Source organism: Thioclava sp. NS-SX20, from assembly GCF_057380695.1.
Genome location: NZ_CM170816.1, coordinates 98344 through 110190 on the forward strand (window position 1 = coordinate 98344; position 11847 = coordinate 110190).

Consider the following 11847-nt stretch of genomic DNA (forward strand, 5'->3'; position numbering starts at 1 on the left):
GCTTTCGCATCACGCTGTGCCGGAAGCGTATATAACGCTTGGAATCGCGTGCCCGACGGTATAAGCGAACGCCTCGAACCCCCCAAGGAGATCTCCCATGCAAGGCAGCGCAAATCTTAACCTCATGATCAAAGCCGCCCGTAAGGCAGGCCGGTCGCTGGTGAAGGACTTCCGCGAAGTCGAAAACCTGCAGGTCTCCGCCAAAGGGCCGGGGGATTTCGTGTCGCGTGCCGACCGCGAGGCCGAGAAGCTGATCAAGGAAGAGCTGTTGAACGCACGCCCGACCTATGGTTGGCTGGGCGAGGAAACCGGTGAGGAAGAGGGCAAGGACCCGACCCGCCGCTGGATCGTCGACCCGCTGGATGGCACGACCAATTTCCTGCACGGTATGCCGCATTGGGCCGTGTCGATCGCGCTGGAACATAAGGGCGAGGTTGTGGCCGGCGTGATCTTCGACGCCGCCAAAGACGAGATGTTCTTCGCCGAAAAGGGCTTTGGCGCCTTCATGAACGAAACCCGCCTGCGCGTTTCGGGCCGTCGTTCGATGACCGAGGCCGTGTTTGCAACCGGCGTGCCGTTCGGGGCCAAGAATACCCTACCGGCGACCCTGCGCGATCTGGCGCGTCTTATGCCCGCTTGTGCCGGTGTGCGCCGCTGGGGGGCGGCCTCGCTGGATCTGGCCTATGTGGCGGCGGGCCGCTACGAAGGCTATTGGGAGCGCGAGCTGCAGCCGTGGGATATGGCCGCAGGTCTGGTCATCGTGAAGGAAGCCGGTGGCTTCGTCTCGGCCGTGCGTGAGGACCGCGAGATCTTCGAAAGCGGCTCGGTTGTGGCGACCAATGCCGAGATGTTCGAGCCTTTGACGAAAATTTTGCGCAAGCCGGAGTAAATCCGTTCACTACTTGTTCACCTTGCTCTGCGATGTTCTGAACAACGCAGAAAGCGAGGTGCATCATGCAGCAGGAACAGGACTGGATTCTGGCGGGGCTGACCGCCCGGCGTGTTGTCGTGGACCATCAGGTGGTCGCCGTGGCGATGGGCCTGATCGAGATCGGGCGCGCTGCGCGTGACATTGCAACTTGCGAGGCGGCAGAGGCCATGCTGCATCACCGCGTGGCACGTATCCGTGACGGGATCGCGCGGGTCGAAGACCGGATTGCCCAGTTGAATATGGTCGATGCGTCGTTGGAAGCCGCTTCTGCGGCGCTCTGGGCGGAATTGCAAAGCTATCAGGACAGCCTGCCGCTGGAACTCGCGTTCCGTGCGGATCAGCGCGACCGTGCTATCGACCGTCTCGAGAGCGCGCGTCAGCGTCTTCAGAGGCTGATGGATCTGATCGACGAATGTCGCCCTGCCAGCAAGCAGGACCTGCGGCAGATGCTGCATGATCTGGTGGATGGTGCGATGTCGCGCCGCTCCGACGAAATTATCCGGCAAGCGCGTGAAGAGGCGCGGGCACGGCTTGCAGGGGCACCTCTGCCCGATCCGGCGCTTGAAGAATTTCACATGACCCAGCCGGAAGGCTGGTCGGCGTGGCAGGCAACGCGTCTTGTCCGCCCGGGTGGGGACACGCAAGGCTTTGCCGCTGCGTGACCAATGGCCACTGTGGGCGTCGGGGCTGTCGCGCCGCAGTGGCCATAAGGCTTATCCGAAATCTTTCCCTGACCCGTGCCGGAGCTTTGCTTCGGCATTAATTTTTTAATCTATAAGATTCAGGTGCTTACTGAATCCGCTCCGCTTTTGCCGGTGGCTCTTCGTTGACAAGCTGGCTCAGTTTGTATTTCTGATAGAAACACTCTGGTATTTGAGGACGTGATGGAACCCGAATCAATTGCAGTCGATCCTGCAACCGGCTTGAGCCGTTTGACAGATTTTCTCCAGATGGGCGGTCCTGCGATTTGGGCGATCGCTCTTCTTTCGGTGCTGACCGTGGCCCTGATCTTGTGGAAGCTTTACCGCTTTGCCTGTTTCGGTGCGTGGTCGGGGGGCAGCCATTCGCGCCGCGCCTTGGTGCAGTGGAAGGCCGGACAGCGCGCCGCCGCGATTGACAGCCTCAAGAAACGCCGCAGCCTGCGCGCCCGTCTGACCCGCGCAGCGATGCTGGCGGCGGATTCGAACCTGACCGATAGCGAGGCGCGCGAAGAAACCGGGCGAGTGGCACGGCTCTTGCTGTCCAAGGCGCGCGGTGGCTTGCGTGGTCTGGAACTGGCGGCCACGATCGGCCCGTTGATCGGTCTGCTGGGCACGGTGACCGGTATGATTTCGGCCTTCCAGGCTTTGCAGGAGGCGGGCGCTCGTGCGGACCCGTCAACACTGGCCGGCGGGATCTGGGAGGCGCTGCTGACCACCGCAGCCGGTATGGCCGTTGCAATTCCGGCACAGGTGGCTTTGACATGGTTCGAAAGCATCGTGGACGGTCTTCGCGAGGATATGGAAGATACCGCAACGCAGGTCTTCGTTTCGCGTGACGCCAAACAAGATACGATCCGGGCGCTGGCGGCGGAGTAAACGTCATGTTCAACTTCGCTCCGGAGCGCGTGCGCCGACGCCCCGATCTGACGCCGATGATCGATGTCGTCTTTCTGCTGCTGGTCTTTTTCATGCTGGCATCGCGCTTTACGCAAGATGTCAGCCTGCCTCTGGCCGCAGCCAGCGGGGCCGCCTCCGAGTGGAAAGGGGCCCCGCGACTGGTCGATATCGCGGAAGACGGCACGCTGATGCTGAACGGGACACCGCGCGACTTTGATGATCTTGTCACCGAGCTGGACCGTCTGACCGAAGAGCGCAGCGATCCGGTGATCTTGAGGGCCAAAGAGGCCGAGCTGCAGGCTCTGGTGACGGTGATGGACCGTCTGACCGCCGCCGGGTTCAGCCATCTGATTTTGGTGGAGTGAGCTATGCAATTCGATGCGCCCAAGCGTCGGGGCGGAAATTCTTCGCTTCTGCCCATGATCAATGTCGTTTTTCTTCTGCTGATTTTCTTTCTTATTTCAGCCAAACTGTCCCCGCCCGAACCTTTCCCGACAGAGCCGCCACACTCCGAGGCCGCGGCCGAAGCCGAGGGGGAATTCTCGGTGTTTCTCGGGGCCGAGGGGCAGCTTGGGTTCCGTGACATGATCGTGGCGCAGGGCGAAGATGTGGATCCGCTGGTCGGGGCGTTGGTTCAGGCGCGGGAAGAATATTGCGCGACAACCGATTGCGAGACCGATCCCGCCCATCTTCTGCTTCGCGGGGATCAGCATGTGAAAGCGACCTATCTTGCGGGATTGCTGCCCAAGCTCGGGCAGGCCGGTTTTGCCAAAGTTGAACTGGTGACGACCCGGGGAGGGGCGGAATGAAAAGCGGGCGTGTTCTTATAGAGCTTGCGGGGTTCGCGACCGTGGCTGCGGCGCTGCATGTCATGGCGTTCGGGTTCGTTTCCCGTTCGGAAGGCGCGGTTTCGGCAGGGTCCGGAGGCGATGCGCTGGTCAGTATCGAGGCGGCGGATGCACAGGTCGCCGAATTGGTCGAGGCTTGGGAAAACCCCAAAATGCCCGAACCGGAGCTAAAGCTTGCGGCTGCCCCGCCCAAGATCGATATGCCCAAAGTGACCTTGCCAACGGTTGCGGAGGCTCCGCCATTGCCGGAGGTGACCGAGGAAGCGGAAGTGACCCCCGAGACGCCACCGGTTGAAGAGAAGGTGGTGCAGGAAGAAAAACCGACGGAGCTTGCGCCCGAAACGTCGGAGCGTCCGGAGGCCAAGCCCGAAAAGCCGGTCAAACCGCATCGTCAGGCGCGGGATGACCAGCGCAAGGGCCGGAAATCGGACCGCGATACGGCAGGGCGCGCAGCGCGCCATGCGGCGGGGTCGGGCAATCGCGGGGCGCGGGGCAATGATGGCCATTCGAATGCGGCGACCCTGTCCAATGCGCAAAGCGAAAGCCTGCGCGGGCGTTGGGGCGCGCAGATCCGTCAGCGGGTTGAACGGCGCAAACGCTATCCCTCGGGGGCCAATGGTGCCAAGGGGCAGGCCGTCGTGCGGTTGACGGTTGCGGCCTCCGGACAGCTGGTTTCCGCTTCGCTGGCACGGTCTTCGGGCAATGCGGCCATTGATGCGGCGGCTCTTTCTGCGGTGCGCAATGCGGGCCGTTTCCCCAAAGCACCGGCGGGTCTGGGCAATGCCAGCCTGACATTCACGCTGCCGATGAGCTTCCTGCGGCATTAAGTTTCTGTTGAAGCCCCGCGCGGGATATGCATGTGATTAACGATAAGCATGTGCAATTCGATTAGAACGAGGGAAACGTTATGCTGCAGGAATTCAAGGATTTCATTGCCAAGGGCAATGTGATGGATATGGCCGTGGGGATTATCGTTGGTGCGGCATTTACGGCGATTGTGAAATCGATGGTTTCCGATCTTCTGAATCCGATTATCGGGCTGGTCATCGGCGGGCTGGATTTCAGCAATATGTATCTGGTGCTGTCCGGCGATGTCGCAGCGGGGTCCAGCCTTGAGGCTGCGCGCGAGTCGGGGGCTGCGATCTTTGCATATGGGGCCTTCGCGACCGCTGTCATCAACTTTCTGATCATCGCCTTTGTCGTGTTCATGCTGGTGCGGATGGTGAACCGCATTCGCGCCGCCGCAGAGAAGCCCGATGAGGTGGCACCGGCGGTGCCCACCGGCCCGAGCGAGCTGGATGTTCTGATCGATATTCGGGACGCGTTGAAAAAAAGCTGAACTCTTTCCTGTGAGAAAGGGAAAGTTTCTTGAACAAGTTTCAAAATTAGAAGATTCTTCGGCCCAGACCGTTTTGGGCCGAAGGAAACTGTATGTCACTTGATGCGACGGATCGCCGGATTTTGATGGTGCTGCAGCAGCAGGGCCGTATTTCCAATGCCGATCTCAGCGAGCGTGTGAACCTTTCGGCGTCCGCATGTCATAGGCGGGTGCAACGGCTTGAAGAAGAAGGCTTTATCCGCGATTACGTAGCCCTTCTGGATCGTCGCCGTCTGGGGCGGAACACCACGGTTTTTGTCGAGATTACCCTGTCGAGCCAGAAGGACGAGGTTCTGCGTGCCTTCGAGAGCGAGGTGCGCAAGGTGCCCGAGGTGCTGGAATGCCATCTGATGGCAGGCAAGGCCGATTTCCTGCTGAAAGTCGTGGCGCAGGATACCGATGATTTCGCGCAATTACACCGTGCGCGGCTTGCCTCCTTGCCGGGGGTGGCGCAGCTTCAGTCCAGCTTTTCGCTGCATGAGGTGCAGAATACCACGGCGCTTCCGATATAATTTAATCGCAGCTTAAATGTTCTTCCTTAGGTAGATTCCGAGACTTGTGAAAGAGGTTCGGATGAAGCTGGAGGCGTTGATTCTTTTCTTCTCGCTCTTGGTCGCGCCGATCGCACATCTGACAGGGGCACGGCCTGATCATGCGGGATTGACCCTCATGGTTGTGCCACCTTGGGAAGATGCCGTGCAGGTGGCCGATGTCGCACAGGCGCGGCTGATCGGACCAACCCGTGCGCCCTTCGGACTTTTGATCGAGATTGACGATTTAGCTCAGCTCGACCGCCTCGAGAGGGCGGGGGCGTGGTTTCTTCTGGATGCCAGAAAAGTGGAATGGATCTGCGGATGAATAAAGTAGGGGCCTTTTTCAGCGACGATAGCGATCTCCCTTTTGCAGGCCGCGATATGGCGATGAAATATCTGGCATTCGGGATGGTGGTTGCGGCGCTTGGTGTGTCGCTTGTGGCCTGGATCATCGGGACCGCATTCTGGATCGCGACAGGGGCGGCAGGTGTCTTTGCGGCTTTGGCCCTTTTGGGGTGGCGTATCGGGGACACGAAAAAGGGACGTTCGCTTCTGGCGCAGGGGATGATCGGTCAATGTTTCGCCTTTACAGCCGCGTTTGCAGGCCATCCCTGGATCATCGACACCCATATGGCCTTTTTTGTGATGTGCGCGATGGTGACGGCACTTGTGGATACGCGCTGTTTGATCGTGATGACCGTCAGTACGGTTCTGCATCACGCAGGGCTCGGGATCATCTATCCGGTTCTGGTCTATCCCAGCACGGATATTTACGAGAATCTTGAAAGGATTGCGTTACATGGCGGTCTCTTTGCCCTTGAGGCGGGCGTGCTGATCGAGGTGGTCCGGCGACGGCAGAAGCTGTTCCGTGATGCGCTGGACCGTATGTCCGAACTTGAGGCCATTTCGGCGCAATCCGCGCAGGCACGGGAAACGGCAGAGGCCATGTCGCGCGAGGCCGAGGCGCATCGTGCCGTGGCCGAGAAATCCGCGCAGTCCGCGCAGGAGGCCAGCGCCTTGGCCGCGCGTCAGGCCGATGAAAAACATGCTGCCGATATGGCGGTGCTGGAGGCCGAACGTCAGCAAAGTATGGAGCGCGCCGAGACGGCCAAGCGGCAGGAGCAGTTTGTGGCGGCCTTGAAATGCGCTTTGGAGCAGCTTGCGCAGGGGGATCTGTCGGTGCGGATGGTGCGGCCCGACGATCCGGGCTATGCGGATCTGGCGCAGAATTTCAATCTTTCGGTCGAGCAGCTTGCCGCCACCGTGACCACTGCTCTGGAATGCGCCGTCGATATTCGGGCGCAGATTTCCGAAATCACATCCGCCGCCGACAACCTTTCGTCCCGGTCCGAACGGCAGGCAAGCGCACTTGGTGATGCCGCCGCTGCGATCAACGAGCTTACGGTGGCGATCGAACAGGCGGCTCTGGTGAGCCGTGAAACTGCCGGATCGGCAGAAAAGGCGCGTAAGGCGGCGGGGGAAAGCTCGACCGTGGTGGCCGAATCGATCGAAGCGATGGCCGCTATCGAGGAAAGCTCGACACAGATTGCGCGGATTTCCTCTGTGATTGACGATATCGCCTTCCAGACCAATCTTCTGGCGCTGAATGCAGGTGTAGAAGCTGCGCGAGCGGGAGAGGCTGGGCGCGGGTTTGCGGTGGTCGCATCGGAGGTGCGCGAACTGGCGCAGCGTTCTTCGTCTTCGGCGCAGGAAATCAGCAAATTGATCGAGGCTTCGGGCCGGCAGGTGAAAACCGGTGCCGAACTGGTCAGCCGCACCGTGTCCGAACTCGACAGGATTATCCGGCATGTCGGGACGATTGCGACCCAGATCCGTGAACTGGCTGAAAGCGCGGCCGAGCAATCGCGATCCGTCAATGAGGTGAATAGCTCTGTGGAGCAGTTGGACCGGACGACGCAGCAGAATGTCGCCATGCTCGAAGAAACGACTGCTGCACATAATGCGCTGAACGAGATGGCAGGGCGCCTGGAGCAAACAATGTTGGTGTTCCGCCAAAATCTTGCCGATGACAGCTTTGACGGACAGGTGATGTCGCCCAAGGCAGGGTGATTGGCCCGCTATTTCGGGCTGCGTTTGGCCAGAATACGTTGCAGGGTGCGGCGGTGCATATGGAGGCGCCGCGCCGTTTCCGACACGTTCCGATCACAAAGTTCATAGACCCGCTGGATATGTTCCCAACGGACGCGGTCCGCGCTCATCGGATTTTCCGGCGGTGCGGGCTGCGTGTCGCTGCGCGCCAAAAGCGCATTGGTGATATCGGTCGCATCCGCCGGTTTGGACAGATAGTCGGTGGCCCCCATTTTGACTGCGGCAACGGCGGTGGCAATCGCACCATAGCCGGTCAACACCACGATACGCGCATCCTCGCGGCTTTCACGCAGAGCTTCCACGACGTCCAGCCCGTTGCCGTCCTCCAGCCGTAAATCGATGACGGCATAGGCGGGGGCAGATTGGCCGACCAGCGTTTTCCCCTCGGCCACAGAGCCAGCCATCTGGACTTCGAAACCACGTTTTTCCATGGCCCGCGCGAGGCGTGTCAGGAAAGCCTGATCGTCATCGACCAGCAAAAGGCTACGATCAGAGCCGATTTCGGAAGAAAGATCATCAACCATTGGGTCGTCCGCAAAAAAATCCAAGCACCAGACATCTTTTAGGCGGCGAATGGCACAGGGTCAAATGCCGCCATACGTTCTCGCTTGCAAGTTACTCTGCGTTCGCGTGGTCGATATAGCAACTGACGCGCTCGGCCATCTCTTCCGGCGTCGTGTCGCGATCGAAGTAATCGACATAGCCAAGCTTGGGTAGCACCAGATATGTCTGGGTGGAGTGGCTGATCAGCGTATAGGGGTCGTCCGGGTTTTGCACCGAAAACAGCACGCGATAGGCTTTGGCCGCCACCTTGATCTGCTCTGGTGTGCCCACAAGCCCCAGCATTTTGGGGCTCATGACATCGGTGAAGGCTGCCACCGAAGCGGGGGTGTCACGGGCGCTGTCCACCGACACGAAAACCGGCTGCACATCATAGCCTTGTTCGTCAAGGATATCAGTGGCTTGCGCATTTCTCATGGAATCCAGAGGGCAGACATCCGGGCAGTAGGTATAGCCGAAATAGAGCAGGCTCGGCTTTGTGAAGACCTGCTGATCCGTGACAGTTTCGCCCGTCTCCGAGGTCAGCGTGAAGGGCCCTCCCAGTTTGACATGGCCCGCAGCAGGTTTGGCGCGACATTGAGCAAATGCATCCGCAGGCTGGTTGCGGGTCATGCCGATGCCGATAGCGATGCCGCCGACCACGATAACAGCCCCTAGAATGGCATAGACTTTCGGGGAAAGGCTCATCAATTTTCTCCCATGCGGATCCGGTCATCTGTTGAATTTGTGAAGCAGATCGGATTTTGCAGCAGTGTTATCAATATTGATGCTGGTTTTGAAGCAGACAGAATGTCCTAAAGGCATTTTGACGGAAGGGAAGGACGCGGTCATGTCGGGGTTTGAAACGGCGCTCCCCGTGCGCGGGACGACATCGCATGAATGGGTGCGGCTGCGCACGCTGACCTTTCTGCGCTGGATGGCGATTATCGGCCAGTTGATGGCCATCCTCGTGGCGTGGTTTTTGCTGGAGATCGGGCTTAATCTTGTCTGGTGTCTGGCGACGGTCGGGGCTTCGGTTCTGGTGAATCTGCTGGCTTTGTTCCTGACGCCGGAAAGCCGCAGATTGTCACATAACGCGGTGCTGGCGTTGCTTTTGTTCGACACCGCGCAGCTGGCGGTGTTGTTGCTGCTGACGGGCGGGCTGAACAACCCTTTTGCCCTGTTGATTCTGGTTCCGACAACCATCGCGGCAACGACGCTTGAATGGCGCGCGACGATGTTGATCGGGGTAGTGACCGTGGTTCTGACGACCTTCGTGGCAGGGCTTTATGTGCCTCTGGTCTCGACCGAAGGCGAAGTCATCCAGCTACCGGCGCTGTTCGAGTTTGGGTATTGGACGGCGATTGTCATCGGGGTCGTCTTCCTTGGCGCCTATGCGCAGCGGATCTCGAATGACAGCCGTGTCATGTCAGAGGCGCTTCTGGCGGCGCAACTGGCCCTGTCGCGCGAGCAGAAACTGACCGATCTGGGCGGGGTTGTGGCGGCGGCGGCACATGAGCTGGGCACGCCTCTGGCCACGATCAAGCTGGTGTCGAGCGAGCTGGCTGACGAGCTTTCCGATAACGAGGAACTTCGGGAGGACGCGCTGTTGATCCGTGCGCAAGCGGACCGTTGTCGCGATATCCTGCGTTCGATGGGGCGTGCGGGCAAGGATGACCTGCATCTGCGGACCGCGCCGCTGATTTCTGTCCTGCGGGAGGCGGCCGAGCCGCATATGGATCGCGGAAAAGAAATTATCTTTACGACAGAACCGATTGGCGATGGCAGCGATAAGCAGCCCGCCATCTATCGTTACCCCGAGCTGATCCATGCGCTGCGTAATCTGGTGCAGAATGCGGTGGATTTTGCGGCCAGCAGGGTCTGGGTCGACGCACTGTGGAGTGGCTCGACCATCGTGGTGCGTGTGTGTGATGACGGGCGCGGTTATGCGCCCGATGTGATCGGGCGCATCGGTGACCCCTTCCTGCACGGGCGGAATTCGACCGCGCGTAAGGAATATGAGGGGATGGGGCTGGGGCTGTTTATCGCCAAGACGCTGTTGGAACGCACTGGCGCGCGGATCACCTTTCGCAATGGAACAACCCCCTTTGTGCCCGCAGATCGCAAGCCCGAGCGTTCGGGGGCGATTGTCGAGCTGGCTTGGCCGATCGAGCGGCTGCTGGCTCCCGAGCGCGAGGCTCTGGGGGAGAATGTGCCGATAGAGAGCTGATCGAAAAGGAATTGTTAAGCTTAACGGCGCATTAACCATTGTGTTGCATCTTTGACTTCAGTTTGTGGCATGGGGCATGGATATGTCAGAGGTTTTGGTCATCACGGGTCTGGTTGCGATTGCATCAACCGTTGCGGCGGTCGTGGCGATTTTGGTGCTGACCCGATTGCAGCGCAGCTTGCGCAAGAAGGACGCCCGCGCGCTTCAGCCCATGATCGAGCAGACGGTTCTTCTGTTTGATGATGAAGAGCTGATCGACGCGACCGCGCCTGCGCGGACCCTGCTTGAAGCCTCGCCGCTTGCCTCTAGCGACTGGGGGCGTCTGGTTGCGTTTCTGATGCCGCGTTTCGAAACCGTGCGCGAAAGCCTTGCCGATCTGCGGACGGTGGGGCGGCTTGAACTCACCGGCTTTCCCGGACCCAATGGGGGGGCACCGCTGCGCTTGCTGGCCGAGGATGTGAATGGCCTGACCCGCGTGACCCTGATTGATCCCGAAGCCGAAGGGCAGGGGCTTTTGGTCGATGGTCTCTCCCAGCGCGCGCTCGAGGACGAGCTGGAGAACCTGCGCCATGCGCTGGATCTGTCGCCATCGCTGGTGTGGCAGGAGAGCGCGGCAGGCGAAACGATCTGGGCGAACCGCGCCTATCTGCTGCGGGCCGGCACCTTTGAAGAGGAAGAGGTCACGCTCAGTTGGCCCTTGCCGCAGATTTTCCAGTTCGAGCGCGAACAGACCGAATATGCGCCGCGTCGGCTGATGCTGCAGGACGAGGATGGCATTGATACGTGGTTCGATTGCTACAGCTACCGTCTGGGCGATAACTGGATGCATTTCGCGCAATCTGCCGACGCGACGGTCTATGCGGAAAAGGCTCTGCGTGATTTCGTGCAGACCCTGACCAAAACCTTTGCCGACCTGCCGATCGGTCTGGCGATCTTCAATCGCCAACGCCAGTTGCAGCTATTCAACCCTGCGCTGAGCGATCTGACGGCGCTTGGTGTGGATTTCCTGTCCAAACGTCCCACACTTTACGCGTTTCTGGATCGTCTGCGCGAGACCCGCATGATGGCGGAGCCAAAGGATTACCGCAGCTGGCGCGAGCAGATGACCACGCTCGAAAAGCAGGCGGCAGCGGGCTATCATTCGGAGACGTGGAACCTGCCCAATGGCCAGACCTACCGTGTCACCGGCCGTCCGCATCCTGACGGGGCCATCGCTTTCCTGTTCGAGGATATCACCTCGGAGATGACCCTGACCCGCAAATTCCGTTCCGAGCGGGATCTGGACCGCTCTGTGCTGGACAATATCTCCGAGGCTGTCGCCGTTTTCCTGCCCTCGGGCGAGCTGACCAGCGCCAATGCCGCCTATCGGGCGCTCTGGCCGGTGCAATCCGCTGGCATGTCGCTGCATGACACTCTGCGGTCTTGGGCCGAAGCCTGTGTTCCGACCGAGATCTGGAGCCGCGCCCGCTTGCGTCTGGGGGCAATGGCCGAGCGCGAACCTCTGGCAGGCGAGGTGACCCTGCGCGACGGGCGCGTGGTGGGGTGTAGGTTCGTGCCGCTGGCCGGAGGGGCGCTGATGGCCAGCTTTGCAGAAAAAGAGGCGCTGTCGACATTGGAACCTTTGCGCAAGATTGCCGCGCAATGATCCTTTGCACGGGCAGGCAGGCAGGGTAGAACGGG

At 60.2% G+C, this 11847-nt stretch carries 14 protein-coding genes; 12 read left to right on the forward strand and 2 right to left on the reverse strand.

Going from position 1 to position 11847, the window contains the following annotated elements:
- Positions 1-97: 97 nt before the first annotated feature.
- The 10 genes from AC2ISB_RS00445 to AC2ISB_RS00490 all read left to right on the forward strand — a co-directional run bounded on the left by AC2ISB_RS00445 (position 98) and on the right by AC2ISB_RS00490 (position 7358).
- A complete protein-coding gene (locus AC2ISB_RS00445) occupies positions 98-889 on the forward strand; it encodes an inositol monophosphatase family protein (protein WP_339108878.1) in 792 nt (263 codons plus the stop codon).
- Positions 890-954: 65 nt separating this feature from the next.
- Complete coding sequence (locus tag AC2ISB_RS00450) at positions 955-1593, forward strand: hypothetical protein (RefSeq protein WP_339108879.1); 639 nt, start codon at positions 955-957, stop codon at positions 1591-1593.
- Positions 1594-1863: 270 nt separating this feature from the next.
- Positions 1864-2508 (forward strand): MotA/TolQ/ExbB proton channel family protein, encoded by a 645-nt coding sequence (locus AC2ISB_RS00455; protein WP_339108880.1) that lies wholly within the window; start codon positions 1864-1866, stop codon positions 2506-2508.
- 5 nt (positions 2509-2513) lie between these two features.
- Positions 2514-2894 carry an ExbD/TolR family protein gene (locus AC2ISB_RS00460; protein WP_339108881.1) on the forward strand — a complete coding sequence of 127 codons (381 nt, stop codon included), beginning with the start codon at positions 2514-2516 and terminating at the stop codon, positions 2892-2894.
- Between the two features lie 3 nt (positions 2895-2897).
- Positions 2898-3338 carry an ExbD/TolR family protein gene (locus AC2ISB_RS00465; RefSeq protein ID WP_339108882.1) on the forward strand — a complete coding sequence of 147 codons (441 nt, stop codon included), beginning with the start codon at positions 2898-2900 and terminating at the stop codon, positions 3336-3338.
- Complete coding sequence (tolA, locus tag AC2ISB_RS00470; protein WP_339108883.1) at positions 3335-4204, forward strand: cell envelope integrity protein TolA; 870 nt, start codon at positions 3335-3337, stop codon at positions 4202-4204. The genes AC2ISB_RS00465 and tolA overlap by 4 nt, the downstream gene beginning before the upstream one ends.
- 80 nt (positions 4205-4284) lie before the next feature.
- On the forward strand, positions 4285-4716 hold the full coding sequence (gene mscL, locus AC2ISB_RS00475) for a large conductance mechanosensitive channel protein MscL (protein ID WP_339108884.1): 432 nt from the start codon (positions 4285-4287) through the stop codon (positions 4714-4716).
- Positions 4717-4808: 92 nt separating this feature from the next.
- Positions 4809-5267, forward strand: a complete 459-nt coding sequence (locus AC2ISB_RS00480) for an Lrp/AsnC family transcriptional regulator (RefSeq protein WP_339108885.1) — start codon at positions 4809-4811, stop codon at positions 5265-5267.
- A 61-nt stretch (positions 5268-5328) separates the two neighbouring features.
- A complete protein-coding gene (locus tag AC2ISB_RS00485; protein WP_339108886.1) occupies positions 5329-5613 on the forward strand; it encodes a hypothetical protein in 285 nt (94 codons plus the stop codon).
- The gene (locus tag AC2ISB_RS00490; protein ID WP_339108887.1) at positions 5610-7358 is read left to right on the forward strand and encodes a methyl-accepting chemotaxis protein; all 1749 of its coding nucleotides are present in this window, start codon (positions 5610-5612) and stop codon (positions 7356-7358) included. Before AC2ISB_RS00485 ends, AC2ISB_RS00490 begins: the two co-directional genes overlap by 4 nt.
- An 8-nt stretch (positions 7359-7366) precedes the next feature.
- Here AC2ISB_RS00490 and AC2ISB_RS00495 read toward each other — a convergent pair whose 3' ends face one another.
- Together AC2ISB_RS00495 and AC2ISB_RS00500 are read right to left on the reverse strand one after the other, a co-directional pair.
- Entirely contained in the window at positions 7367-7921 is a 555-nt protein-coding gene (locus AC2ISB_RS00495; RefSeq protein ID WP_339108888.1) for an ActR/PrrA/RegA family redox response regulator transcription factor, read from the reverse strand.
- Positions 7922-8012: 91 nt separating this feature from the next.
- Positions 8013-8645, reverse strand: coding sequence for an SCO family protein (locus AC2ISB_RS00500; RefSeq protein ID WP_339108889.1), 633 nt, complete (start codon positions 8643-8645; stop codon positions 8013-8015).
- A gap of 142 nt (positions 8646-8787) precedes the next feature.
- On the opposite strand from AC2ISB_RS00500, the gene regB reads away from it, so the two are divergent.
- On the forward strand, positions 8788-10167 hold the full coding sequence (gene regB, locus AC2ISB_RS00505) for a sensor histidine kinase RegB (protein WP_339108890.1): 1380 nt from the start codon (positions 8788-8790) through the stop codon (positions 10165-10167).
- A gap of 82 nt (positions 10168-10249) precedes the next feature.
- Complete coding sequence (locus AC2ISB_RS00510; protein WP_486575554.1) at positions 10250-11812, forward strand: PAS-domain containing protein; 1563 nt, start codon at positions 10250-10252, stop codon at positions 11810-11812.
- The last annotated feature ends 35 nt before the right edge of the window (positions 11813-11847 follow it).